Source organism: Stenotrophomonas sp. 71799_Sma (assembly GCF_056482505.1).
The window spans coordinates 311,232-336,984 of sequence record NZ_CM151202.1 but is presented as its reverse complement, the minus strand read 5'-3'; the positions used below and the strand labels follow the sequence as shown (position 1 = coordinate 336,984).

24 protein-coding genes are annotated in these 25,753 nt (G+C 67.5%); 15 read left to right on the top strand and 9 right to left on the bottom strand.

The features are described 5' to 3' along the window. The first annotated feature begins 72 nt into the window (after window positions 1-72). From ACZK4Z_RS01510 to ACZK4Z_RS01475, 8 genes are all read left to right on the top strand, one after another. A complete protein-coding gene (locus ACZK4Z_RS01510; RefSeq protein WP_032128158.1) occupies window positions 73-438 on the top strand; it encodes a hypothetical protein in 366 nt (121 codons plus the stop codon). An 8-nt stretch (window positions 439-446) separates the two neighbouring features. Beyond that, window positions 447-917, top strand: coding sequence for a phage holin family protein (locus ACZK4Z_RS01505; protein ID WP_049398102.1), 471 nt, complete (start codon window positions 447-449; stop codon window positions 915-917). After that, entirely contained in the window at window positions 914-1,381 is a 468-nt protein-coding gene (locus tag ACZK4Z_RS01500; protein ID WP_071229379.1) for a protein sip-5, read from the top strand. The genes ACZK4Z_RS01505 and ACZK4Z_RS01500 overlap by 4 nt, the downstream gene beginning before the upstream one ends. A 67-nt stretch (window positions 1,382-1,448) precedes the next feature. Continuing rightward, complete coding sequence (locus ACZK4Z_RS01495; RefSeq protein WP_032128161.1) at window positions 1,449-2,558, top strand: AI-2E family transporter; 1,110 nt, start codon at window positions 1,449-1,451, stop codon at window positions 2,556-2,558. Window positions 2,559-2,589: 31 nt separating this feature from the next. Then, window positions 2,590-3,309, top strand: coding sequence for an HAD family hydrolase (locus ACZK4Z_RS01490; protein ID WP_049398104.1), 720 nt, complete (start codon window positions 2,590-2,592; stop codon window positions 3,307-3,309). Window positions 3,310-3,312: 3 nt separating this feature from the next. Further along, window positions 3,313-4,680, top strand: coding sequence for a leucyl aminopeptidase family protein (locus tag ACZK4Z_RS01485; RefSeq protein ID WP_125894884.1), 1,368 nt, complete (start codon window positions 3,313-3,315; stop codon window positions 4,678-4,680). Window positions 4,681-4,815: 135 nt separating this feature from the next. Further along, window positions 4,816-5,919: a catalase family peroxidase gene (locus tag ACZK4Z_RS01480; protein WP_125894886.1), complete on the top strand. Its 1,104-nt coding sequence runs from the start codon at window positions 4,816-4,818 to the stop codon at window positions 5,917-5,919. After that, a complete protein-coding gene (locus tag ACZK4Z_RS01475; RefSeq protein WP_032128165.1) occupies window positions 5,916-6,452 on the top strand; it encodes a cytochrome b in 537 nt (178 codons plus the stop codon). The genes ACZK4Z_RS01480 and ACZK4Z_RS01475 overlap by 4 nt, the downstream gene beginning before the upstream one ends. A gap of 606 nt (window positions 6,453-7,058) precedes the next feature. On the opposite strand, the gene ACZK4Z_RS01470 is transcribed toward ACZK4Z_RS01475, so the two are convergent. The 4 genes from ACZK4Z_RS01470 to ACZK4Z_RS01455 are packed head-to-tail and all read right to left on the bottom strand — an operon-like array spanning window position 7,059 to window position 10,548. Further along, entirely contained in the window at window positions 7,059-7,661 is a 603-nt protein-coding gene (locus ACZK4Z_RS01470; protein ID WP_125894888.1) for a response regulator transcription factor, read from the bottom strand. Continuing rightward, a complete protein-coding gene (locus tag ACZK4Z_RS01465) occupies window positions 7,658-8,872 on the bottom strand; it encodes a sensor histidine kinase (RefSeq protein ID WP_125894890.1) in 1,215 nt (404 codons plus the stop codon). The genes ACZK4Z_RS01470 and ACZK4Z_RS01465 overlap by 4 nt, the downstream gene beginning before the upstream one ends. 6 nt (window positions 8,873-8,878) lie before the next feature. Continuing rightward, window positions 8,879-9,655: an ABC transporter permease gene (locus tag ACZK4Z_RS01460; RefSeq protein ID WP_125894892.1), complete on the bottom strand. Its 777-nt coding sequence runs from the start codon at window positions 9,653-9,655 to the stop codon at window positions 8,879-8,881. Continuing rightward, on the bottom strand, window positions 9,652-10,548 hold the full coding sequence (locus ACZK4Z_RS01455) for an ABC transporter ATP-binding protein (protein WP_125894894.1): 897 nt from the start codon (window positions 10,546-10,548) through the stop codon (window positions 9,652-9,654). Before ACZK4Z_RS01455 ends, ACZK4Z_RS01460 begins: the two co-directional genes overlap by 4 nt. Window positions 10,549-10,750: 202 nt before the next feature. On the opposite strand from ACZK4Z_RS01455, the gene ACZK4Z_RS01450 reads away from it, so the two are divergent. The 5 genes from ACZK4Z_RS01450 to ACZK4Z_RS01430 all read left to right on the top strand — a co-directional run bounded on the left by ACZK4Z_RS01450 (window position 10,751) and on the right by ACZK4Z_RS01430 (window position 18,557). Then, on the top strand, window positions 10,751-12,004 hold the full coding sequence (locus ACZK4Z_RS01450) for an efflux RND transporter periplasmic adaptor subunit (protein ID WP_125894896.1): 1,254 nt from the start codon (window positions 10,751-10,753) through the stop codon (window positions 12,002-12,004). Window positions 12,005-12,106: 102 nt separating this feature from the next. Continuing rightward, window positions 12,107-12,796, top strand: a complete 690-nt coding sequence (locus ACZK4Z_RS01445; protein ID WP_049399872.1) for an ABC transporter ATP-binding protein — start codon at window positions 12,107-12,109, stop codon at window positions 12,794-12,796. Between the two features lie 14 nt (window positions 12,797-12,810). Then, window positions 12,811-13,968: an ABC transporter permease gene (locus ACZK4Z_RS01440; protein ID WP_121505141.1), complete on the top strand. Its 1,158-nt coding sequence runs from the start codon at window positions 12,811-12,813 to the stop codon at window positions 13,966-13,968. A gap of 13 nt (window positions 13,969-13,981) precedes the next feature. Next, window positions 13,982-15,304, top strand: a complete 1,323-nt coding sequence (locus ACZK4Z_RS01435; RefSeq protein WP_032128171.1) for an ABC transporter permease — start codon at window positions 13,982-13,984, stop codon at window positions 15,302-15,304. A gap of 427 nt (window positions 15,305-15,731) precedes the next feature. Continuing rightward, window positions 15,732-18,557, top strand: a complete 2,826-nt coding sequence (locus ACZK4Z_RS01430) for a TonB-dependent receptor (protein WP_125894898.1) — start codon at window positions 15,732-15,734, stop codon at window positions 18,555-18,557. Window positions 18,558-18,675: 118 nt separating this feature from the next. Here ACZK4Z_RS01430 and rarD read toward each other — a convergent pair whose 3' ends face one another. After that, window positions 18,676-19,572, bottom strand: a complete 897-nt coding sequence (gene rarD, locus ACZK4Z_RS01425) for an EamA family transporter RarD (protein WP_032128173.1) — start codon at window positions 19,570-19,572, stop codon at window positions 18,676-18,678. Then, window positions 19,569-20,474 (bottom strand): drug/metabolite exporter YedA, encoded by a 906-nt coding sequence (gene yedA, locus ACZK4Z_RS01420; RefSeq protein ID WP_125894900.1) that lies wholly within the window; start codon window positions 20,472-20,474, stop codon window positions 19,569-19,571. The genes rarD and yedA overlap by 4 nt, the downstream gene beginning before the upstream one ends. Before the next feature lie 223 nt (window positions 20,475-20,697). Here yedA and ACZK4Z_RS01415 point away from each other — a divergent pair, with 223 nt between their 5' ends. Together ACZK4Z_RS01415 and ACZK4Z_RS01410 are read left to right on the top strand one after the other, a co-directional pair. Further along, window positions 20,698-22,032 carry an MFS transporter gene (locus tag ACZK4Z_RS01415; protein WP_010486964.1) on the top strand — a complete coding sequence of 445 codons (1,335 nt, stop codon included), beginning with the start codon at window positions 20,698-20,700 and terminating at the stop codon, window positions 22,030-22,032. Window positions 22,033-22,099: 67 nt separating this feature from the next. After that, window positions 22,100-22,396 (top strand): hypothetical protein, encoded by a 297-nt coding sequence (locus ACZK4Z_RS01410; RefSeq protein ID WP_125894903.1) that lies wholly within the window; start codon window positions 22,100-22,102, stop codon window positions 22,394-22,396. Window positions 22,397-22,522: 126 nt separating this feature from the next. Here the strand turns inward: ACZK4Z_RS01410 and ACZK4Z_RS01405 are convergent, their stop codons facing one another. The 3 genes from ACZK4Z_RS01405 to ACZK4Z_RS01395 all read right to left on the bottom strand — a co-directional run bounded on the left by ACZK4Z_RS01405 (window position 22,523) and on the right by ACZK4Z_RS01395 (window position 25,672). Beyond that, window positions 22,523-24,175 carry a M28 family metallopeptidase gene (locus ACZK4Z_RS01405; RefSeq protein ID WP_125895969.1) on the bottom strand — a complete coding sequence of 551 codons (1,653 nt, stop codon included), beginning with the start codon at window positions 24,173-24,175 and terminating at the stop codon, window positions 22,523-22,525. Window positions 24,176-24,280: 105 nt separating this feature from the next. After that, entirely contained in the window at window positions 24,281-25,213 is a 933-nt protein-coding gene (locus ACZK4Z_RS01400) for an MBL fold metallo-hydrolase (protein WP_049462315.1), read from the bottom strand. A 156-nt stretch (window positions 25,214-25,369) separates the two neighbouring features. Beyond that, window positions 25,370-25,672: a hypothetical protein gene (locus ACZK4Z_RS01395; RefSeq protein ID WP_065724234.1), complete on the bottom strand. Its 303-nt coding sequence runs from the start codon at window positions 25,670-25,672 to the stop codon at window positions 25,370-25,372. Between the last annotated feature and the right edge of the window lie 81 nt (window positions 25,673-25,753).

The window sequence follows — 25,753 nt, the reverse complement described above, 5'->3', positions numbered from 1 at the left end:
GGCAATGCTATTGCTGTCAGTCCAGGTCGGCACCGCCGACTCCCGTTCCCCCATCGCAACAGGAGTGATTCGATGAGCCCCACCAATACCGAGAACCTGAAGGAACACCTGGGTGAAGCCGGTTCCCACCTGAAGCAGGCCGCGTCGGCCGCCGGCGGTGCGATCAAGGGTGCAACCGGCGCAGCCGGCGACGAACTGCGCATCGGCAAGGCCAACGTCAAGGCTGAACTGTCCGACAGCGCGCTGTCCGGCCTGGCCGCCGCCGAGTTTGGTGGTGCAGCCGCCAAGGAACAGGTCGACGCACTGATGGACAAGGGCAAGGACCTGATCGACAGCGCCGCTGAGCTGATCCGTGAACGTCCGCTGGCCTCGTTCGGTGTCGCCTTCGCTGCCGGCTGGATCATCGCCAAGCTGGCCCGCGGCAGCAGCGACAAGTAAGCCGCGGCGTGAGCGAAGACAACGCGCAAGCGCCTGATCCGGCGGCTACCCCGCCGCTGGATGAGAGCATCCGCCAGGTCGGCGCGGCCGGTCGTGCCGCTGCCGATTCTGCCAAGCACACGCTGCGCTCGCTGCGCCGGTTGGCCTCGGCCGACTTCGCGCTGGCGCGTAGTGCATTCGGTCGCGCGCTGGCCTGGGCCGGCGTGGCGATCGTGTTCGGTGCCTCGGCCTGGCTGCTGATGGCCGCCACCCTCATCGCCCTGCTGCAGAGCTGGGGCCTGAGCTGGCTGCAGGCGCTGCTGATCACCTCGCTGCTGAGCCTGGCCGTCACCGGTTATGCGATCTGGCGGGTGTCCTACTTCTTCCACCACACTGGCATGCACGCTACCCGGCGCCAGCTGTCACGCCTGGGCCTGTTCGACGAACCCAGCGAAGACGATCCCGATGCCGAAGTGCAGCTGCCCGAGGGCAAGCCATGAAGTTCGGCGCGCTGCAACGGCGTGTGAAACGCTGCGAACAGGTGGTGACCGTGCGCCTGGGCGAAACCCAGGACCACTGGTCCACGCTCAGCGACGTCTGGCGAAAGGGCTGGTCGCCGCTGCGCATCGTGGTGGTCGGCCTGGCCGGTGGCTTCATCGCCGGCAAGCTGGAAGTGCCGGGCAAGGTCAACGGTGCCCGCTGGCTGCAGATGGTGGGTTCGGTCTCGAACCTGTTCGCCAGTGCACAGGCGGCGTTCGCCACGGCGATGGCGGCGCAGGCCGCAGCCACTGCCGACGACGCGGCTGAGGAAGCCGACGAAGCCAGCGAACAGGCACAGGCGGCGGCCTCCGCTGCCGAGCCACGGCCGGCACCGGCTCCACGTTCCGTGCCGGAGCCAGAACCGGAACCGGACCTGCGCGGACCGCGTCCGGCCGAAGCGGCTACCGAGCTGTCCGAACGTTGATCCATGGAATCCGCCGCGCCGATCGCGGCCGGCGGATAATGCGCTCCCCTTCCCGGTTGGTGCGTCGATGAGCGAGTCCCTCCTGTCCCCGTCACCGGCCGGCCCCGAACAGCCCGACGCCCCGTTGCCGCCACCGTCGCGTCCGCGCGGACCGATGTCGCTGGTGGTGCTGGCGACCCTGGCGGTGGGCTACACGCTGTGGGCGGCACAGGACATCATCCTGCCGGTGCTGCTGGCGATGTTCTTCGCACTGGTCGGCAATCCGATCCTGCGCCTGCTGCAGAAGCTGTGGATTCCGCGTGCGCTGGGCGCTCTGCTGATCCTCGGCGCGGGCCTGGGCGTGACCGGTTCGCTGGCGGTGCAGTTGATCGGCCCGGCAATGGAATGGGCACAGGAAGCACCGCAGCAGCTGCGCAAGATCGCCCGCCAGGTGCAGGACCTGACCAAGCCGGTGCAGCAGGCCAACCAGGCCGCGGAGAACTTCGCCCGCGTGGCCGGTGGCGACAGCAACCGCAAGGTGCAGGTGATCCGCGCCCAGCTCGATGACCCGTACCGCATGTTGACCCGTGCGCCGCGGCTGGCCGCCTCGGTGCTGGCGGTGGTGCTGCTGACCCTGTTCTTCATGATCTACGGGCAGAGCCTGCAACGCGCGGCGATCGCCTTGTTCCCGAACCGTCAGCAGCAGCGCTTCACCAGTGACATCCTGCGTTCGATCGAGCGCGAGGTGTCGCGCTATGTGCTGACCATCAGCGTGATCAACACCCTGGTCGGGCTGGTGTTCGCCGGCGTACTGATGCTGCTCGGCATCGGCCTGCAGGAAGCGTTGCTGTGGGGCACGGTGGCCGCACTGCTGAATTTCGCTCCGTATGTGGGTCCGTTGATCGGCGTGGCGCTGATGCTGCTGATGGGCTTCGTGGAATTCCGCGACCCGCTGCAGGCCCTGCTGCCGGCCGCCGCCTACCTGGGCCTGCACACCCTGGAAGGGCAGATGGTGACCCCGATCGTGCTGGGCCGTCGCATGAAACTGTCGCCACTGGTGCTGATCCTTGCGCTGATGGTGTTCGGCTGGGCCTGGGGCATGATCGGGCTGCTGCTGGCGGTGCCGCTGCTGGTCTGCATCAAGCTGGTGCTGGCGCGGCTGGACGGGATGCAGGGCTGGGCGCGTCTGCTGGAATGAAAGCCCGCGCGGGCAGGGGTAGAATGGCGGGGTGAATTTCCCCGTCCAAGCCATTACCCTCGACCTTGACGACACGCTGTGGCCGTTCGCTCCGATCGGCGCCCGCATCGACCTGGTCCTGCACGAGTGGATGCGTGAACACAGCCCCGCCACGGCCGAGATGTATCCGGTGGCGGCGATGCGCGAACTGCGCGAGCGCCTGTACCACGCCCATCCGCACCTCCATCACGACCTGAGCGCACTGCGCCGGCTGACCCTGCACGAAGCGCTGCACACCAGTGGTGCCAGCCTGGATCTGCTGGAGCCGGCGTATGACGTGTTCTTCGCCGCGCGCAACCAGGTCGAGTGCTACCCCGATGCGATCGACGCACTGGCGCGGATTGCCGCGCGAGTGCCGGTGGCGGCGCTGAGCAACGGCAATGCCGATCTGGAGCGGATCGGCCTGGCCCATCATTTCGCCTTCCAGCTGGGCGCGCGCGAACACGGCGCGGCCAAGCCGGAGGCGAGCATCTTCCACGCCGCCTGCACCCGCCTGGGTGTTGCGCCGGCACAGGTACTGCACGTCGGCGACCACGCCGAAATGGACGTGGCCGGGGCGATCGCCGCCGGCCTGCGCGGCTGCTGGATCAACCGCGAAGCAGCCACCTGGACCCATCCGCAGCTGCAGCCGGACCTGCAGTTCGACACCCTCACCGGCCTGGCCGACTGGTTGGATGCCAACCTCGACGCTGCCGCACCCCGGAGTACCTGACGCATGAGCGAGATCACTGGTTTCACTGCCGACACCGCCGCAGCACTGCCGCTGTACGTGCTGGACCGCGAGCAGTTCGCGTCCTGGAAGGACGGCCAGCCGGCCGCCACCCAGGCATGGCTGGCGTCGCAGGGCTTCACCGCCGGTGCCTTCACCACGGCGTTGCTGCCCGGCGCCGATGGCCTGGCCGGTGCGGTGATCGGCGTGGGTGATCGTGGCGATGCCTACAGCTACTCGCATGCCCCGCATGCCCTGCCGGAAGGCAGCGTGTGGCAGCTGTCCAGCGAACTGCCGGCCGCCGAACTGGCGCTGCTGCAGCTGGGCTGGGGCCTGGGCAGCTACCGCTTCGATCGCTACCGCAAGCGCCACCGTGCACCGGCACGCCTGGTGGCTGAGCCGACCGGCGAAGTGGCCGACCTGATCGCCGCCAGCCTGCGCGTGCGCGACTGGGTCAACACCCCGACCGAAGACATGGGTCCGCAGCAGCTGGAAGACGCCGCGCGCGCGCTGGCCGATGCGCACGGTGCGCAGGTCGAGGCGATCACCGGCGATGAACTGCTGAAGCAGAACTTCCCGGCCATCCATGCCGTCGGCCGCGCCTCGCACCGCGCTCCGCGCCTGGTCGTGCTGCGCTGGGGCAAGGACACCGATCCGGCACTGGTGCTGGTCGGCAAGGGCGTGTGCTTCGATACCGGCGGCCTGGACATCAAACCGGCCGACGGCATGCGCAACATGAAGAAGGACATGGGCGGTGCCGCGCATGCACTGGCCCTGGCAGGCCTGGTGATGGCGCGCGGCCTGCCGGTGCGCCTGACCCTGCTGGTGCCGGCGGTGGAAAACGCGATCGGCCCCGATGCCTTCCGCCCGGGCGAAGTGATCGCCACCCGCAAGGGCCTGAGCGTGGAGATCGACAACACCGACGCCGAAGGCCGCGTGATCCTGTGCGATGCGCTGACCTTCGCCAGCGAACAGAAACCGGACCTGGTGCTGGACTTCGCCACCCTCACCGGCGCCGCGCGCATCGCGCTGGGCCCGGACCTGCCGGCGCTCTTCAGCAACGACGACAGCGTGGCGCAGCAGTGGCTGCAGGCCGGCGACGCGACCCGCGACCCGGTCTGGCGCATGCCGCTGTGGCGCCCCTACCTGCGTTACCTGAGCAGCGGCATCGCCGACCTGGCCAACGCCGGTTCGCGCATGGCCGGCTCGGTCACCGCCGCGCTGTACCTGGAACGCTTCCTGGAAGACGGCCAGCGCTGGGCGCATCTGGACGTGTATGCCTGGAACGACGGCGAACGCCCGGGCCGGCCGGCTGGCGGTGAAGCACTGGCGCTGCGTTCGGCGTGGGCGATGCTGAAGCAGCGCTACAGCTGATCGGGTGGGTGCCGACCTTGGTCGGCACGCCGTCCCCGGCAAACTTGACGAAAAATTGAATACCGGGCCTGGAAGGGTTCTGCGAGGATGTGTGGGTCGACCACCCACACGCTCCGTGAAGGCAGGACTCCGACCATGTCGCTCTTCCGCTACACCCGCGCCGGCCAGACACCGGGCGCGCCGCGCAAGCATTCCCCCCTGCTCTGGATCGCACTGATCGCGCTGATTCTGGGCGCGGTCGCGTTGACCTTCGCCTGGTTGGCCGGCTGGATTGGCAACCGCCTGACCGCGCAGCGCTTCACCGACACCATCGAAGCTACCGGCCCGGCCCATCCCGGCTTCCGCCGCGCGCACAGCAAGGGCATCTGCGTGAGCGGCTGGTTCGAACCCAGTGCGCAGGCGCCTACGCTGTCCAGCGCACGGGTGTTTTCACAGCAGAAGGTGCCCGTGATGGGCCGCCTGTCGATCGGCGGTGGCGACCCCTACGGCGCGGACAACACCGCACGCGTGCGCAGCCTCGCTGTGCAGATGGTCAGCGACGACGGCCAGGAATGGCGGATGGCGATGAACAGCTTCCCGTTCTTCGCCGTGCCCAACGCCGAGGCGTTCTACGCGCAGACGCGCGCCTCCATCCCGGACCCGGCCACCGGCAAGCCCGACCCGCAGAAAATGGCCGCGGTGCTGGCGAAATACCCCAGTGCACAAGCGTTCCAGCAGTGGGCCAAGTCTGCGCCGTGGACCAGCAGCTGGGCTGACACCACCTTCAACAGCGTCAACAGCTTCTGGTTCACCAACGCGCAGGGCCAGAAGCGCGCGGTGCGCTGGCGCTGGCAGCCGCAGGCGCCGGTGGTCGAGATGGATGCGGAAACCCGCAAGCAGGCCAGCGTCGATTTCCTCAGCCAGGAACTGCAGCAGCGCCTGGCCAGCGGCCCGGTGAGCTGGAACCTGGTCGTGACCACCGCCGAGCCCGGCGATGCCATCGATGATCCGTCGGTGCCGTGGCCCGAGTCGCGTGATCAGGTGGTGGCCGGCGTGCTCAGCCTGGACCGCATGCAGTCGCAGGAACAGGGCGCGTGCGGCCAGATCAACTTCGATCCGCTGATCCTGCCCAGTGGCGTGCGTGGCAGTGACGATCCGATCCTGGCGGCCCGCTCCGCCGTGTACTCGCAGTCCTTCAACCGCCGCGAACGCGAGCGCGCCACCGGCAACGTCGAGCAACCGAAGGAGGCCGCACGATGAGCACCGGCAACGGCCACTTCAACCTGCTCGCGCGCGTGCTGCACTGGTCCATGGCACTGATGATCATCGCCATGCTGTTCATCGGCGTGACCATGGTCGCCTCGCTGCACCTGCGGCCGATGCTGATCGACCTGCACCGCCCGCTGGGCATCGCCATCGGCGTACTGGTGCTGTTGCGCCTGTACAACCGGCTGCGCCATCGCCCGCCGCCGTTGCCGGCGGATCTTCCCGTATGGCAGGCGATGGCGGCCAAGGCCTCGCACTGGATGCTGTATGCACTGATGCTGGCGATGCCGCTGATCGGCTGGGCGATGCTGTCGGCCGGCGGTTATCCGATCGTGCTGTGGGGCGGCCTGCACCTGCCGCCGATCGTGCCGCACACCCCGGCGCTGTATGCCGCGTTGCGCAACGCGCACAGCCTGCTGGCGTATGTGTTGTTCGCCACGGTGCTGATGCATGTGGGTGCGGCGCTGTTCCACCTGTGGGTGCGCCGTGATGGCGTGTTCCAGGCGATGGCGCGCGGGAAGGATTGAGCGGGTTCGCCGGGCGTTCCCGGCGGATCGTTTCCGCGACCGCGGGGGGTGTCACTTTTCTTTTCGCGCGAAAAGAAAAGTAACCAAAAGAAACGCGCCGCCAGAGCGCGAGCCGGTGCTGCGCACCGGTGCCCTGTGCTTCTCGGTGAATCAGGGGACGGCGCCGAACTCGCTGCGCTCAAACACCGGCGCCTCTTCGTCCCTGATTCCCCTGCGATGCTCGGCTCGCTCAAGGCGGACCCAAGGTCAAATGCCACAGCTGCACCCAGTAGATCCACGCCATGCGTGGATGCTCTAGCTGTTGATCTTGCCCTTCAAGTCCGCCTTGAGCGAGCCGAGCACCGCAGGTCCGGCGAGGGCGAAGAGGTGCGGGTGTCTGAGCGCAGCGAGTTCCCGCACCGTCCCTCGCCGGACCGAGGAGCGCAGGGCACCGGCGTGCGAAGCGCGCCGGCTCGCGGCCGGCGGAGCGTTTCTTTGGTTACTTTCTTGATGGCGCACATCCATGTGCGCCACCCTGCGGGCCGGCTACGCCGTTCCACGCTGCTCCTGCAGCGTGGTGCACGAGCAAAGAAAGTGACACCTCTCCGCAGGCGCGGAAATGATCCGCTACAACCACCCCTTCTGCCGCGCCAGCCGATACGCCTCGATCCGATTGGCCACGCCCAGCTTACCGATGCACTCGGACAGGTAATTGCGCACCGTACCGTGCGACAACCCCAGCTGCTCGGCGATCTCACTGGCGGTGCGACCCTCGCCCGCCAGCCGCAGCACGCGGCGTTCGCGGTCGGTCAGCGGGTCGGCCTGCGACCACGCATCCAGCGCCAGCTGCGGGTCGATCGCGCGGATGCCCCGTTTCACCTTGCGCAGGGCATCGGCCAGGTTCTCGGCCGGTGCGTCCTTCAGCAGGTAGCCCAGCACGCCAGCTTCCAGCGCGCGGCGCAGGAAACCGGCGCGGGCGAAGGTGGTCACGATCACCACCTTGATCGGCAGTTCGTGGCGGGCGATGCGCTGCGCCAGTTCCAGACCGGACAAGCCAGGCATCTCGATGTCGGTGACCAGAATGTCCGGCTGCAGCTGCTGCAGCATCCGCCACGCGGTTTCGCCATCGGCGGCGCTGCCCAGCACTTCGATGTCCGGCTCCAGGCCGAGCAGCGCCGACAGTGCGCCGCGCACCATGGCCTGGTCTTCGGCCAGCAGGATGCGGATCATGCGACACCGTCCTGCGCCAACGACGTGGGCGACAGCGGCGTGGTCGCGGCCATCAACGGCACGCGTACCGTCAGCACGGTGCCCGCCCCGCGCGGCGACTGCAGCGTCAACTGGCCACCCAGTGCTGCGGCCCGCTCACGCATGCCACTCAACCCATTGCCCTCGGCCTGCACGCCGCCACGGCCGTCATCGCGTATCTGCATCGCCAACTGTCGGTCCTCAAGCATGAAATCCACCTGCACCCGGGTCGCCTGCGCATGGCGCACGATGTTGGTGGCGGCCTCGCGCAACACCAGCGCCAGCCCGCGTTCCACCTCCACCGGCATCGCTGGCGGCGCCGTGTACTGCAGGTGCACCTGCTGGCATTCCAGCAGCAGACGCGCCGACGCCAGTTCCCCCGCCAGATCACTGGCGCGGATGCCGGTCACTGCACTGCGCACCTGTGCCAGCGCTTCGCGTGCAATGTCCTCGGCCTCGCCGATCTCCTGCCGTGCACGCGCGTCATCGCGATCGTAAAGCTTGCGTGCCAGCTCCAGCTTCAGCGTGATCAGCGACAGCGTGTGCCCCAGCAGATCATGCAGGTCGCGGCCGATACGCTCGCGCTCGGCGGTGGTGGCCAGTCGCCGCACCTCGTCCTGCGACAGCTGCAGGGCAACGTCGCGCTGCTGGCTCAGGGCCTCCACGTTCACCACCAGCCCGACGATGAACGACACCGCCGGCATCCACACCATGGCCTGCCACGGATAGCCGAAGTACAGCGCGGTGCCGCAGAACAGCAGGTTCAGCGCGGTCAGCTGCAGCAGGTACGCCCACCAGCTGCTGCGCCCGCTCATGCGGATCATCACGCAGCCGAACACGAAGTAGCTCAGTCCCGAGGGGTACCAGGGCAGCAGTACCAGGGCCATCACGATCATACCCAGCGCATAGCGCCACCCATGGTGCCGTGGCGACAGCATCACCCTGGCATAGAGCAGCAGGAACAGCGGGTAGCTGGCCAGGGTCAGCAGCAGCCAGCGCAGCGTGAAGCCATTGCCCAGCACCGGGGTGAGGAAGATCCATACCGACCACAGCAGGTGGATCGCTCCGCTCCAGGGCGACTTGCCACGTCGCAGCAGTTCGGCCACCGCCGAATCCGGCGCAGGGCGCAGCAGGGACGCAAGCCAGCTCGACGACACGGGAGAATCCAGGCGGGGACGATCGCTGCCGATCATGCCAGTTCAGCCGATCCGGCGCAGGCGACGGCGCGCCAGCAGCAGCGCCACCACCGTGACCGCCAGCAGCACCAGCAGGTGGCCGGCGAGGCTGCCCACCGACGGCAGCCCGACCACCGGCAGCGCCAGCTGCGCCAGATGCCAGGTCGGCCACAGTGGGGCCATCGTCGAGAACAGCGTGGGCAGCACAGACAACGGCAGCCACAGGCCCGACAGCAGGGCCAACGGCAGGTAGACCAGATTGACCATCGCCGGTGCCGCGCTGGCACTGACATGGCTGCCGATCAGCAGGCCAATCGCCCCCAGCGGCAGTGCCGCCAGGCCCGCCACCACCAGCAGCTGCACCATCTGCAACGCCTGCAGCTGCACACCACCGAACACGCGTGCGACGCCGATCAGCAGCAACGCCACCAGCAGCGCGAACATCACCGCCATCGCCAGCCGTGCCAGCAGCGGTGCCGCCGCCGGCATCGGCAGCGCGCGCTTGAGGGTCAGCAGGCCGCCTTCACGATCCAGCGCCAACTGCACGCCGAAGCCGAACAGGGCCGGGGCCATCGCGCCGAACACGCAGTAGGTGGCCAACAGGTACAACGGCGCATGACCGCGCCCCAGCAGCACGCCGAACAGCAGGTAGAACAGCACCGGGAACAGCAGCGAGGGCACCGCGAACGCCGGCGTGCGCCAGGCGCGGCGCAGTTCGGCCATCAGCTCGGCGCGGTACGGACGTAGTGCCTGTCGCCATGCAGGCAGCGGCAATCCGGTGGTACGGACAAGGGTGTTCATGCGGCCTCCCGGGTCATGTCGAGGAAGGCGTCGGCCAGCGCCGCGCCCTGTACTTCCAGTTCGCGCAGCTGCGCATCGGCGGCCAGCAGGCGCGCCACCACAGGCTCGGCCGGGCTCGCCAGCAGCTGCAGGTGCTCGCCGTCGCGCTGCACCTCCTGCACGCCCGGCCACTGCTGCACGTCCGCAATGGGCAACCCGCTGCGGCAGCGGATGCGGCGCGGCCGATCGGCCAGCCGCAGCTCGCTCAGCGGCGCGTCGGCCAGTACCCGGCCCTGCTCCAGCACCACCACCTGCTGCGCCAGCGCTTCGGCTTCCTCCAGGTAATGGGTGGTCAGCAGCACACCACAGCCTTCGGCCACCAGCTGCCGGATCGCCTGCCACATCGCCTGCCGCGCCTGGATGTCCAGGCCGGTGGTGGGCTCGTCCAGGAACAGCACGCGCGGGCGGCCACACAGCGCGATGGCGAACTGCACGGCGCGCTGCTGGCCACCTGACAGCTGGCCGTAGCGGCGGCGCGCGAGCGCCTGCAGGCCAGCACGCTGCAGCACCTCCTGCAACGGCATCGGGTCGGGATAGCAGGCGCTGGCCTGTGCCACCAGTTCGTCCACCTGCAGCATCGGCGGCAGGCTGGTGCTCTGCAGCATCACGCCCAGGCCGATACGGCTGGCGCGCTGCTGCGGGTCGCCGCCGAGCAGTTCGACCTGCCCGCCATCGGCGCGGCGCAGGCCCAACAACACGCTGATCGCGGTACTCTTGCCGGCACCGTTGCGGCCCAGCAGCGCCAGCACCTGGCCAGCGCGGACCTGCAGGTCGATGCCATGCAGGGCGGTATGGTCGCGGTAACGCACCTGCACCTGCTGCAGGCGGGCCAGCGACGGGGCGATCGGATCCATGGGCGGTACCGGTAGCGGGGACGTTGCCATCCTGTGCCGCCGTGGTCACATTTCGCAGTTGCCGCCGTCAGTGTCATCGGGTGACAGCTGTCACTGCCGTCATCGCTGTGCCTGCCTTCATGCTGTGCCGCACGCTCCACCGCCGGAACCGCCGCCGTCCGCCCTTCCGGTCACACCCGCCCGAACGCCTGTGATGGAACGAATGAACGCTTCTGCCGAGCTGTTGAAGGAACTCCGTATCGACCGCAAGTCCCCGCCGCCCGCCTCCGGAGGGAGTGGCAGTGGTGGTGGCCGCCGCTGGCTGTGGATCGCGATCATCGTGGTCGTCTTGTTGCTGGCCGCTGTCGCTTTCGCCCTGTTCGGGCGTACGCCAGCGGTGGACGTGGAAACCGCGCCGGCGGTGGCCATCCAGCAGGGCAACGCCAGCAGTTCGGTGCTCGACGCCAGCGGCTATGTAGTTGCGCGGCGCATGGCCACGGTCTCGGCCAAGATCACTGGCAAGGTTCGCGAGGTGATGATCGAGGAAGGCATGCGCGTGGAGCAGGGCCAGATCATGGCCACGCTGGACCCGATCGATGCCGACGCGCAGCGCAGCCTGTATGCCTCGCAGCTACAGGCCGCACGCAGCCAGGTGGCCGGTCTGGAGGCACAGCAGAAGCAGGCCGCCGCCGAAGCCAGCCGCCTGCAGGCACTGGTCGGCCAGCAGCTGGTGTCGCGCTCGCAGTACGACCAGGCGGTGGCCCAGCGCGACAGCCTGCGGGCACAGCTGGACACCGCACAGCGCAACGTCAAGGTGGCCAACGACCAGCTGGCCATCGCCGACCTGGGCGTGGACAACAACATCGTGCGCGCGCCGTTCTCCGGCGTGGTCACCGCCAAGGCTGCGCAGCCCGGCGAAATCGTTTCGCCGCTGTCGGCCGGCGGCGGCTTCACCCGCACCGGCATCGGCACCATCGTCGACATGGACTCGCTGGAGATCGAAGTCGAGGTCGGCGAAGCCTTCATCGGCCGCGTGCAGCCGAAGATGCCGGTGGAAGCCACGCTCAATGCCTACCCGGAATGGAAGATTCCCGGCGAGGTCATCGCCATCATCCCCACCGCCGACCGCGGCAAGGCCACGGTGAAGGTGCGCGTGGCGCTGAAGGTGAAAGACCCGCGCATCGTGCCGGAGATGGGCGTGCGGGTCAGCTTCCTGGAACAGGCGCAGCCGCAGGCGGCCGCCAAGCCGCAGGGCGTGCGCGTGCCGGGCGGCGCCGTGGTGCAGCGCGGGGGCGCCTCGGTGGCCTTCGTGCTGGGTGATGAGAACCGCGTGCAGCAGCGCACGGTCGAGGCTGGCCAGGCGATGGGCAAGGACCGCCAGATCCTCAAGGGCGTGAGCGCGGGTGAATCGGTGGTGGTGAACCCGCCCGACACCCTGCGCGATGGCGCCAAGGTGCAACAGAATCAAGCGCAGTAACGGCCTGGCGCCTGCGGGCGCTGCCGGCAACACCGCTCGACGCATGCCTGCGGCCACCGCCGTGGTGCTTCCCCGTTTCCCGCCTTCCGTGGAGAACCACCCATGTCGACCCTGGTTTCATTGCGCAACATCACCAAGACCTACCAGCGCGGCCCCGAAAAGGTGCAGGTGCTGCACGGCATCGACCTGGACATCGCCAGCGGCGACTTCGTCGCGCTGATGGGCCCGTCCGGCTCGGGCAAGACCACCCTGCTCAACCTGATCGGCGGCTTGGACAACCCCAGCGGCGGCGAGATCAGCATCGAAGGCGAGCGCATCGACCAGATGAGCGGCGGCCAGCTGTCGACCTGGCGCAGCCACCACGTCGGCTTCGTGTTCCAGTTCTACAACCTGATGCCGATGCTGACCGCGCAGAAGAACGTGGAACTGCCACTGCTGCTGACCCATCTCAATGCGGCGCAGCGCAAGCGCAACGCCGAGATCGCGCTGACCCTGGTCGGCCTGGCCGACCGCCGCAGCCACCGCCCGAATGAACTGTCCGGCGGCCAGCAGCAGCGCGTGGCGATCGCGCGGGCGATCGTCTCCGACCCTACTTTCCTGATCTGCGACGAACCGACCGGCGACCTCGACCGCCAGTCTGCCGAAGAAATCCTCGGCCTGCTGCAGCAGCTCAACCGCGAGCACGGCAAGACCATCATCATGGTCACCCATGACCCGAAGGCCGCCGAGTACGCCACGCACACGGTGCACCTGGACAAGGGCGAGCTGGCCGACGCGCCGCTGGCCCACTGACGGAGGCCACGGCGATGAAATATTTCTCGTTGGTATGGGCGCAGCTGTTCCGCAGCCGTACCCGCACGTTGTTGACCCTGCTTTCGGTGGTGGTCGCCTTTCTGCTGTTCGGCATGCTCGATTCGGTACGCGTGGCGTTCAATTCCGGCGGCAGCGTGGAGGGCGCCAATCGGCTGGTGGTGGCCTCACGACTGTCGATCACCCAATCGCTGCCGATCCGCCTGGAAGCGCAGGTGCGGCAGGTGGCCGGCGTGCGCGACGTGGCCTACGGCATGTGGTTCGGCGGCATCTACCAGGACCCGAAGAACTTCTTCCCCAACTTCTCGGTGTCACCCAACTACTTCGACGTCTACCGTGAACTGCAGATCGATCCGGCGCAGCTGGAAGACTGGAAGCAGACCCGCACCGGCGCCATCGTCGGCGAAACGCTGGCCAAGCAGTTCGGCTGGAAGATCGGCGACACCATCCCGCTGCAGGCAACCATCTTCCCGCGTGGCGGCAGCAATGACTGGCCGCTGGAGCTGAAGGGCATCTTCCGCTCGAAGGACCGCACACAGGCGGGCAACGAAGAACGCCAGTTGATGATGAACTGGAAGTACTTCGACGAATCCAACGACTACATCAAGAACCAGGTGAGCTGGTACACGGTGACGCTGGACAACCCTGACCAGTCCTCGCGGGTGGCGCAGGCCATCGATGCGATCTCTGCCAACTCCGACCACGAGACCAAGACACAGACCGAATCGGCGTTCCAGCAGGCCTTCGTCAAGCAGTTCGCGGACATCGGCATGATCGTTACGTCGATCATGGGTGCGGTGTTCTTCACCCTGCTGCTGTTGACCGGCAACACCATGGCGCAGGCGGTGCGCGAGCGCGTGCCCGAACTGGCCACGCTGAAGACGCTGGGCTTCAAGGATGGCACCGTGCTGTCGCTGGTGATGATCGAGTCGGTGCTGCTGGTGGGCCTTGGCGGCCTGCTCGGCATGGTGCTGGCCTCGCTGGTGCTGCCGGTGGTGGCCGCGAACTTCGGCGGCGTGCTGCCCGCGCATGTGCCGTGGAATACTTGGCTGCTGGGCGTCGCCCTGGTGCTGCTGATCGGCACCATTGTCGGCCTGCTGCCCGCGCTGCGTGCCAAGCGCCTGAAGATCGTCGACGCACTGGCCGGCCGCTGAGGAGAACGCAGACATGTTCAAGAGCAAACTCAAGAAGTGGCTGGGCAACGGCGTGACGGTGCTGCTGCTGGTGATCGGCCTGGTGCTGTGGATCAGCCTGCCGTGGATCGGCGTGCTGGCCGTGGCCGTGCTGGTGGCACTGTGGCTGCTGCTGACCCGCGGTGGGCGACTGGCACTGGCCGCCACCCGCATCGGCGTGGCCAGCCTGCCGCAGCGCTGGGGCGCGTCCTCGGTGATCGTGGTCGGCATCGCTGGCGTGGTCGGCGTGCTGGTGGCGATGCTGGCGATGGGCGAAGGCTTCCAGGCCACGCTCAACAACACCGGCGATGACACCACTGCCATCGTGCTGCGCGGCGGCTCGCAGGCCGAAACCAACTCGGTCATCACCCGCGAACAGGTGCCGACGCTGTCCACTCTGCCCGGCATCACTCGCGATGCCGAAGGCCGGCCGCTGCTGTCGCCGGAGCTGTCGCAGGTGGTCAACCTGGTATCGAAGTCCGACGGCACCGACGTCAACGCGCAGTTCCGCGGCGTCGGCCCGCAGGCGTGGGCGGTGCATGACAAGGTCAAGATCGTCGAAGGCCGCACGTTCGCCACCGGCCTGCGCGAGATCGTGGTCGGCCAGGGCGCCAAGGGCCAGTTCCGCGATCTGGACGTTGGCAAGACGCTGACCCTGGGCAACCAGACCTGGACCGTGGTGGGTGTGTTCGCCACCGGCGATGCGCATGACTCGGAACTGTGGACCGACGCCGATACGCTGGCCACCACCTACCAGCGCAGTGCGTGGCAGTCGATCAGCGTGCGCACCGATGGCAAGGCCGGCTTCGAGCAGTTCAAGGCCGCCGTCGCCGCCGACCCGCGCCTGAAACTGGACGTGGAAACCACCCGCGTCTACTACAGCAAGCAGGGCGGCGGGCTGACCAAGCTGATCGACATCCTCGGCAAGGTGATCGGCACCATCATGGCGGTCGGTGCGGTGTTCGGCGCGCTCAACACCATGTACGCGGCGGTCGCCACGCGTGCGCGCGAGATCGCCACCATGCGCGCGATCGGCTTCCGCGGCCTGCCGGTGGTGACGGCGGTGATGCTGGAGACGATGCTGCTGGCACTGCTCGGCGGCCTGCTGGGGTGCGCGGTGGCATGGCTGCTGTTCAATGGCTACAGCGTGTCCACCATCGGCAGCAACTTCAGCGCAGTGGTGTTCAAGTTCCATGTGTCGCCGGAACTGCTGTGGACCGGCCTGAAATGGGCGCTGGGCATCGGCCTGGTCGGCGGCCTGTTCCCGGCGCTGCGCGCGGCGCGGTTGCCCATCACCACGGCGTTGCGCGAAACCTGAGCATCACGCAGCGATACAACGCGCATTGCGCAGGGGACGGAGCGAACGCTCCGTCCCTTTTTCTTGCGCGTCATCCGCGAATGGCGTGGATCTACTCAGGGCGATGCAGCCAGGCCGGGTGATGAACCAGTACGTCCAGTAGATCCACGCCATGCGTGGATGGATGCCTGCGCACACGCACTGCTACAGATTGCGGGAAATCCGCCGCTATCGATGCCTCTGCCCATCGCAAACGCAGCGCGCGTGACGCTGCGCACAGCGCATCTGTGGATTGTTGGTTGCGATTCATTTTCGCGCACATCCGTGGCGCAGAGACAAACAGTTACGAATGGAAACATTCTAGAATCGCGCCCCCCACGTTGGTTTGCAGCACCCCACGCGCCCATAGAACGGGCGCTTGTTTTTACTGAAACACGAGATTTCACGGATGTCCCTGAAAACCAATCCGCTGCGCAACGCGATCGTCATCGCGCTGGCCGCCAGCTGCACCACCCCCGCCTTCGCACAGAGCACCGGCGACGCCACCACCACCCTCGACCGCATCGAAATCACCGGCTCGCGCATCCGCCAGGCCAGTGTCGAGACCGCACAGCCGGTGATCGCGCTCAACCGCGCCGAGATCGAGAAGAAGGGCTACGTCAACGTCGCCGACATCCTGCAGGACATTCCCGCTGCTGGTTCGCCGAGCATGAGCCGCGCGTCTTCGCTGACCTCCTCGCGCGACTTCGGCGGCATGTACGTCAGCCTGCGCAACCTCGGCCCGGAACGCAGCCTGGTGCTGATCGACGGCCGCCGCATGGGCGTCAGCGCCGGCGGCTACTCCGACCTGGCCTCGATTCCGTCGGCCATCGTCGAGCGCGTGGAAGTGCTGACCGATGGCGCGTCCGCGCTGTACGGCTCGGACGCCATCGCCGGCGTGGTCAACATCATTACCCGCAAGAACTTCGACGGTGGCGAAGCCAGCGTCTACGTCGGCCAGTACGGTGAAGGCGACGGCCAGAAGCGCTCCTACAGCGCCACCTTCGGCAAGACCTTCGACCGCGGCTGGTTCACCGTGGGTGCTGAGCGCACCAAGGAAGACGAAGTGCTGGGCAAGGATCGCGAGTTCAGCCGCTATCCCAACGGCCCGCGCCACCCGACCGACAACCTGAACGGCAACACCCCGTGGGGCTACGTCACCGTCGGTGGCAAGAACCTGACCGTGGGCCCGGGCGGCGATCCGAGCCAGAAGGGCAACTTCCACGCGCCGGATCCGGCCGATGGTGCCAACAGCAAGACCAACATGAGCCTGCTGACCGGCCTGGAGCGCACCTCGGTGTTCGCCAACGGCGGCTTCTCGATCACCGACGACCTGCGCATCGTCGCCGACGCGCTGTACAGCAAGCGCGAATCGACCAAGCAGCTGGCCGGCTACCCGTACTCGGTCAGCGCCGCCCAGGCGCGCAACGGCAGCCGTGCCGCCCTGTCCAAGGACAGCACGTTCAACCTGTGGGGCCAGGATGTGCTGTTCGCGCACCGCTCCGAGGAGCTGCCGCGCGGCACCGAGAACAATCTGGAGACCAAGCGCGCCAGCATCGGCCTGGAAGGCAGCTTCGAAACCGGTTCGCGGTACTGGGACTGGAACGTCAGCTACATGTACAACCGCAATGAAGGCGAGCGCATCGGTACCGGCAGCATGTACCAGCCGCACGTCAACCAGGCCGTCGGCCCGTCCTTCATGGATGGCAACGTGGCCCGCTGCGGCTCACCGGGTGCGGTGATCGCCGGCTGCGTGCCGTGGAACCCGGCTGCGCCGATGGGTTATACCGGCCCGGGCTCGCTGAGCAACCAGGACGTACAGGACTACCTGTTCGCCCGCTTCGTCGACAAGATGAAGAGCACCACCAAGGTGGCCAGCGCCAACATCTCCGGTTCGCTGTTCACCCTGCCGGCCGGCGACATCATGGGCGCGATGGGCTTCGAGCACCGCAGCGAAGAAGCCAGCTACACGCCGGACATGCGGGTGCAGAAGGGTGAGATTACCGGCACCAGCGGCCAGCCGACCCGTGGCGACTACTCGCTCAACGAGGTCTACCTGGAGCTGCAGGTGCCGCTGCTGGCCGATCTGCCGTTCGCGCGCGAACTGTCGCTGGACGTGGCCGGTCGCTACTCGGATTACAACAACTTCGGCTCGACCACCAACAGCAAGTTCGGCCTGAAGTGGAAGCCGATCGACAGCCTGCTGGTCCGCGCAACCTATGGCACCGGCTTCCGTGCGCCCACCGTGGATGACCTGTACGGCGGTACCGTCAGCACCCGCGATTCGTTCACCGATCCGTGCGATACCTCGTTCGGTACCGCGGCCACCAGCCCGACCGTTGCTGCCCGTTGCCAGGCGCTGAAGGTGCCGGCCAACTTCCGCCAGCTCAACAGCGATGGCACCGTTGCCACCAAGCCGGGCCAGCAGTCGACCGTCGACTTCAACTCGGGTTCCAACGCGGCGCTGAAGCCGGAAACCGCCAAGACCTGGACCGTGGGCCTGGTGTACAGCCCGGACTTCGTGGCCGGCCTGGATGTCAGCCTCGACTGGTGGAAGATCCGCATCAACAACGCCATCGTCTCCGAGACCACCAACAGCATTCTCGAGCAGTGCTATGTGCAAGGTTCGGACGCCGCCTGTGGTCGCTTCACCCGTGGCAGCAACGGCCAGGTCAACAGCCTGGACCGCTCGCTGGTCAATGCCGGTTTCCGCGAAACCGCCGGCTATGACATCAACGTGCGTTACCGCCTGCCGGAAACCACGTTCGGCCAGTTCGCCGTCAACTGGAACACCACCTACACCGACTACCTGAAGCAGCGCAACGACAACGCCGCGACCACGCCGGTGGAGCAGCGCACCAGCTGGGGCGGCGACTTCCGCGTCCGCTCGACCTTCAACCTGGATTGGCAGTACGGCGACCTCGGCATCGGCTGGACCGCGCGCTACTACTCCAGCATGAAGGAGAAGTGCTCGTACATGGACGAGTGCAACCTGCCGGGCTTCAGTTCGTCGTACACCAGTGCATCGCCGACCAACAAGGTAGGCTCCAACACCTTCCACGACCTGCAGGTGCGTTACAGCCTGCCGTGGGACGGCACCGTGTCGCTGGGCGTGAACAACGTCTTCGACCACCAGGGTCCGATCATGTACAGCCAGCCGAACAGCAGCTTCACCTACTACGGTGGCTTCGACATCGGCCGCTTCATGTACATGAAGTACCAGCAGCGCTTCTAAGCCTGCAACCGCGTTCCCGTCACAGCCAACTCTCTCCTGGCTGTGGATGGAAGCAGAGCGGCGCCCCTCGGGGCGCCGCTCTTTTTTGTGCACACGTGTCAGCCGAGCGGACGCGGCGCTAGCGCTTGGCGCGCATCGTGCGGATGTTGTCGCCGACGAACAGCACCAGGCCGGCCCAGATCGCGGCAAAGCCGATCGCCTTGGCGGTGTCGAACGCTTCGTGGAAGAAGAACACACCCAGCAGCAGCTGCAGGCTCGGCGCGATGTACTGCAGGATGCCGACCAGCGACAGCGGAATGCGCTTCACGCCGTAGGCGAAGCCGATCAGCGGCACGGCGGTGACTGCGCCGCCGAAGATCAGCAGCAGGTCGTTGCGCCAGCCCCAGCCATGGAAGAACGCGCCACCGTGGCCATTCTCGGCCCAGATCGCGAAGGCCAGCGCCGGCAGGAACAGGTACATGCTTTCCACGCCCAAGCCGGCCACCGGGTCGACCGAAACCAGCTTGCGCAGCAGGCCATACAGGCCGAACGAACAGGCCAGGCCCAGCGCGATCCACGGTGGTGTGCCGGCGTCGATGGTCAGCCAGGCCACGCCCACCGCCGCCATCGCCACCGCCACCCACTGCAGGCGGCGCAGGCGTTCCTTCAGCACCAGCACGCCCAGCAGCACGTTCACCAGCGGGTTGATGAAGTAGCCCAGGCTGGTCTCGATGACATGGCCGGCGTTGACCGCCCAGATGTACAGGCCCCAGTTGAAGGCGATGGTCAGGCTCGACACCAGCAGGATCGGCAGCGCGCGCGGCTGTGCGGCGATCTTCTGCCACCAGCCCAGGCGCGAGCTGATCAGCAGCCAGCCCAGCACCAGCACGGTGCTCCAGATGATGCGGTGGGCGATGATCTGGAACGAGGGCACCTCGTTGAGCAGGTGCCAGTACACCGGGACCAGGCCCCAGATCACGAAGGTGGACGCAGTGACCAGCAGGCCCCGGCGTTGTTCTTTCTCATCCATGCTCATTTCTTTCTCGTCCTTGCCATCGTCAGCACCACCACACCCAGAAGAATCACCACCATCGCCAACAGGTCGCGCCAGCCGAACCGTTCACCGTTGAGCAGTGCGCCCAGCAGCACCGCGATCACCGGATTGACGTACGCGTAGCTGCCCGCCAGCGCGGGGCGCACGTTCTGCAGCAGCCACACGTAGGCGGTGAACGCGACGATGGAGCCGAACACGCACAGGTAGGCCATCGCCAGCAGGCCACCGGTATCGGGCAGCGTGGTCGGGCGCTCGCCTACCGCCAGGCCGATCAGCACCAGCAGCACGCCACCGCAGACCATCTGCCCGGCAGCGGTCATGAACGGGCCCGGCAGGTCCAGCCCACGCGCCCACACCGAACCGAAGGCCCAGCCGATCGGCGCGATCAGCAGCAGCACCAGCCCGGTCGGCGAGGCCGTCAGGCTGCTGCCGGCGTTGAGCCAGACCACGCCCAGGAAACCGATGGCGATGCCCAGCCATTCGCCCTTGCTGGCGTGCTGGCCACGCAGCGCCGAGAACAGCGCCATCCACAGCGGCACCGAGGCCACTGCGGTGGCGGCCAGGCCCGAGGACACCTCGCGCTCGGCCAGCACCACCATGCCGTTGCCCAGCACCAGCATGGTCACGCCCATGATGACCAGGTTGCGCCACTGCCGCAGGGTCGGGTTCGGCATCTTCCAGAACAGGCGCAAGGCCAGGAACATCAGGCCACCGGCAATGATGAAGCGGCTGCCGGAGACCATCGTCAGCGGCAGTGCGCCGCCGTGCAGGGCCTTGGCGATGCCCAGGTAGGTCGAGCCCCAGACCACGTAGACCAGCAGCAGTGCCAGCGCGACAAGGCCACCCCGGGGGGCAGCCGCAGACGAAGAGGGGGGAGCCGACATGACACACCAGGGAGCCGGGGGAAGGCGGATTCTAGGACGTTTTGAGTATGGTCCGGGACCCCATACGGTGGCACGCTGTCATCCATCCATGCACCCTGCTCTGGTCTGCTACCCCGTGTTGACGGTCGATGCAGTACCAAGAGGGCTGCCCGGCCGCGCCGCCCCAAGGCCGGGCGCCGTTTTCCCTGCGCACGGACGCGCCGCATCGAGGATTCCCACCCAGATGAGCACCACGTCCCAACCTGCTGTCCCCGCGAACGACCGCGCCGCCCTGCGGCGGTCGATCTCCAACACCCTCAAAGGCTCCGCCGGCAACCTGGTGGAGTGGTACGACGTCTACGTGTACTCGGTGTTCGCCGTGTACTTCGAATCGCAGTTCTTCTCGCCCGACGACAAGAACTCCACGATGTACGTGTGGGCGATCTTCGCGGCGACCTTCCTGATGCGCCCGATCGGTGCCTGGTTCTTCGGCCGCTTCGCCGACCGCCATGGCCGCCGCCTTGCGCTGACCGTCTCGGTCACGCTGATGGCGCTGTGTTCGTTCCTGATCGCCATCACCCCCACCGCCGCCAGCATCGGCATCTGGGCCGCGGTGATCCTGCTGTTCGCGCGCCTGCTGCAGGGCTTCGCCACCGGTGGCGAATATGGTGCCAGCGCCACCTACATGTCCGAGGCCGCCATTCCCGGCCGCCGCGGCTTCCTGTCGTCCTTCCACTACGTCACCCTGGTCGGTGGTCATGTGCTGGCCCAGCTGACGCTACTGCTGATGCTGACCTTCTGGGGCAAGCCGGAAATCTCCGAGTGGGGCTGGCGCATCGCCTTCGGCATCGGTGGCATCGCCGCAGTGGTGGTGTTCTGGCTGCGTCGTGGCATGGACGAGTCGCTGTCGGAGTCGTCCATCGAGGCCGCACGCGAGGGCAAGGCGCAGAAGTCCGGCTCGATGTACGAACTGTTCGTGCACCAGTGGCGGCCGCTGCTGCTGTGCTTCCTGATCACCGCCGGCGGCACCGTGGCCTTCTACACCTACTCGGTGAACGGCCCGAAGATGATCCAGAGCGCCTTCGCCGGCAACGATCCGATGACCGGCACCCTGATCAACCTGGGCGTGCTGGCGTTCCTGATGGTGCTGCAGCCGGTCGGTGGCTGGCTGTCGGACATCATCGGGCGCAAGACCCTGCTGGTGTTCTTCGGCGTCGGCGGCGTGCTGTACAGCTGGTACCTGATCACCCAGCTGCCGCACCAGCATGACGCCACCCTGGCCTTCCTGACCCTGGCCATGGCGTTCGTCATCCTCACCGGCTACACCTCCATCAACGCGGTGGTGAAGGCCGAGCTGTTCCCCACCCATGTGCGCGCACTGGGCGTGGGCCTGGGTTACGCACTGGCCAACTCGCTGTTCGGCGGCACCGCCCCACTGCTGTACCAGGGCGCGCTGAAGACCGGCCACGTCGACTGGTTCGCCATCTACGTGACCGCGACGATCGCGGTATCGTTGGTGGTCTATGTGTTCTTCCTCACCAACAAGGGCCCGAACTGGCTCGACGGCACCCGCAAGTAAGCGCGTTGCCCTGATCGCGGCCACCGGTGCAATGCCGGTGGCCGCTGCGTCTCCCGCCACGCCGTTGATGTGGATCGCGGCGACGCTGGCCACAGCCACGGCATTGGCCTGGCTGCTGCGCCGCCCCAGCGCACAGGCCGCGTGGCCGCGCATCGGATTCGGGATTGCCCTGCTGGTGTTCTGCGCCGCGCTGGCGCTGCAGCTGGCGGTGGACCTGGGCAGCGGCCACAGCTCGCTGCAGCTGCGCCTGCATCGCGGCATCAATGCAGGGTCGCCGGTTGGACTGCGCACGATGGTGGCGTGCTATCTGGCAGCGCTCGCCGCCAGTGGCTGGGGTGCGTGGACGCTGCTGCGCCGGCGCTGACGAATACCCGGGCGTGCCGGCCGCTGGCCGGCAACGCCACCTCTTTCGGTAGTGCCGGCCGCTGGCCGGCAACCTCATGAACCTCCAGAAAGAGCAGGGAGTTGCCGGCCAGCGGCCGGCACTACCTCAACGGCGGGCCGCTTCGCTCTTGTCGCGCGCGCCGCGGAACTCCGATTCCTTTTCCCACGTCGGCCAGCGGCGGCTGTTGGCCAGCTCGGCTCCCAGGTCGTAGACCAGCAGGGTGTCGGCGGCGTGGCCACTCGGGTCCCAGCTCGGCGTCCACGCATCGCAGGCCTGGTGGTAGCAGTCGGCGAAGTACTTCTCGCGCAGCGCGCGGCCGGCTTCAACGCCACCGTCCAGCTTGTCCAGGCCCGGGCCGATGGTGATCGCCGGCACGCCCAGGCGGGCGAAGGCGAAATGGTCGGCACGGTAGAAGAAGCCGGCTTCCAGGTTCGGGTCCGGGCTGTAGCTGCGGCCGCGGACCTTGGCCACGCGCTCCAGGTCACCCTCCAGTGAGACCCGGCCCTTGCCCCACGACGCGATGTCACGGGTCGCGCCATCCGGGCTGAACATTTCGATGTTCAGCACTGCAGCGGTCTTGTCCAGCGGCGCCAGCGGGTGCGCGGCGTAGTAGCTGGCACCCAGCAGGCCCTTCTCTTCGGCGGTCAGGGCCACGAAGTACAGCGTGCGCTGCGGCTGCGGGCCGGCGGCGAACACGCGGCCCAGTTCCAGCACGGTGGCCACACCGGTGGCGTTGTCGATCGCACCGCGGCGGATGCGGTCACCCTTGGCGTCCGGCTGGCCGATGCCGAAGGCATCCCAGTGCGCGGAGAAGATCACCGCCTCGTCGGCGTGTTCACCACCGGGCAGCTTGGCCACCACGTTGCGGGTCACCACCTGCTCGCGCTTCAGCGCGAAATCAACGCTCAGCTTCGCGTTATCCAGCGCCACCGGACGGAAGTCGGCGCGCATCGCCTTGCGCTTCTCGGCATCGAAGTCGAGGCCGGCGTCGGCGAAGATCGCCTCGGCCAGTTCGCGCTGCATCCAGCCACGCAGCGGGGTGTGCTGCGCCATCGCCTCGGCCTGGCCGCGCTCGATGTCGAACAGCGGCGAGGTACCCGAGCTCTTCACCGTGGCCCAGCCATAGGCGGCCGGTGCGGTCTCGTGCACGATCAGCACGCCCTCGGCGCCACGGCGCGCGGCTTCCTCGAACTTGTAGGTCCAGCGGCCGTAGTAGGTCACCGCCTTGCCGTCGAACGCGCCCGGCGCATCGGCTTCGAAATCGGCGTCGTTGATCAGCACGACGGCGATCTTGCCGTGCAGGTCCACGTCCTTGTAGTCGTTCCACTGGCGTTCCGGCGCGTCGATGCCGTAGCCGACGAACACCAGCGGCGCATCCTTGATCTGCACGCGCTTACGCGGCTGCAGGCTCTGCAGGGTCACGTCCACGCCGTTGGCCAGCGCGCGCTTGCCCTGCTTCAGCGACAGGCTGGCCTTGGCCGCGCCCTCCAGCTGTGCGCGCACCAGCGGCACCGGCTGCACCCAGCTGCCATCCACGCCACCCGGCTGCAGGCCGTAGCTGCGGAACTGCTCGATCAGGTACTGCACCGTGCGCTCTTCGCCCTCGGTGGCCGGCGCGCGGCCCTCGAATTCATCCGACGCCAGCACATGCACGTGGCGCGATAGTGCCTGCGGATCGATACCGCCACCCGGCAGGTCGTTGGCCGCATGGGCCAGGCCACCGACGAACAGGCAGGACGACAGCAGCAACACGCGCATCGGATTCACGGCAGTACCACGGCTAGCTTGGAAGTCACCAGAGTGTAACGTGGTCGTGACATCACGGCGCAGCCTGGGCCCACGTCATCCACGCATGGCGTGGATCTACTTGCTGATGCGATCCAGCCAGCACGCCAGGCCCTGCGCGTTGAGTTCGATGTCCATCGCCAGCACTGCAGTCACCGCGGCATCGTCCAGCGCACAGCCATGCAGCTGTGCGCGTTCCAGGTACAGCGCCTGCAGCGCAGCCAGCAGGCAGCGGTGGCGGTCCGGTCGGCCATCGCACTGGCGGCCGATGGCGGCCATCGCATCGATCTGCTCGAACAGGTCGTCGGCCAGTTTCTCCACCTGTTCCACACGACCGTAGTGGGTCAGGTACATCGCTTGCGGCGCGTAATCGAGCATGCGCCGGATCGAGGCCTTCATCGCCTCCGGATCGAACTGCACCGGCGATGAGGTGGGGAAGATGAAAGCACCCTGCGCACTGTCCAGCTCACGGTAGGAGATACCGAACGTATCGCCGGTGAACCAGCTGCGGCTGCGCGCATCCCACACGCAGTAGTGGTGCAGCGCGTGGCCCGGGGTATGCAGCAGCACCAGCTCGCGGCCGGCCAGATCGATGCGGTGGCCGTCTTCGGCCACCACCACACGGTGCTCCGGAATCGCCTCGATGCGGCCATAGCTGCGCGCGATCTCTTCGGCGCCATATACCGCCGTGGCACCCGCAATCAGGCGGGTCGGATCGATCATGTGCGGCGCACCGCGCGGGTGCAGCACCGCCTTCGCATTCGGCAACTGCTGCATCAGCAGGCCTGCACCGCCTGCATGATCCAGATGCACGTGGGTGAGCAGCAGCCAGTCCACCGCCTCCACGCCCAGGCCGGCCTCCGCCAGCGCCTGCAGCATCGCCGGCACCGACAGGCCGGTACCGCAGTCGACGAACGCAGCGCGGCCGTTTTCAACGATCAGGTACGCCGCGTCGAAATCCGGGCGCTGGAAGCCGGTATCGATGGTGTGGATGCTGGGGTCGGCGGTCATCGGCACGCACCTGGCAGGATCGGGAACAGACCCCCATGGTAGGCGCGCAGGCGGCCCGGGTTCGATGCGGCTTTGGTCGGGTAGTGCCGGCCGCTGGCCGGCAACCTCGGGATAGCCAGGAGAATGTATGTGCCGGCCAGCGGCCGGCACTACCGATCAGCCGGAGCGCAATGCGAACCGCGGCCGCAGCAACAGGGCCAACACCAGCACCGCCAGGAACGCGCCGTAGGCGTACAGCACCGCCAGCACCTGCGGCCAGATCGGGCCGGCGCCCGGCTGCACCACGCCAATGCGGTAGCCCCACAGCATCGACACGATGCTCAGCGCGAATGCGAGCACCAGGGTGGTGCTGTCGAACAGGCGCCGCCGCGCGGTGCGCGGCTGGCGCGGGAACAGCCAGTACAGGCTGCCCAGCAGCAGGAACCAGGGCAGGAACAGCAGCAGCGACAACCAGGCCATCGCAGACTCCATGTCATCGCGCCGGAGGCGCGCGGACATCATGCCATGACCTTCGTTCACGGGTAGTGCCGGCCGCTGGCC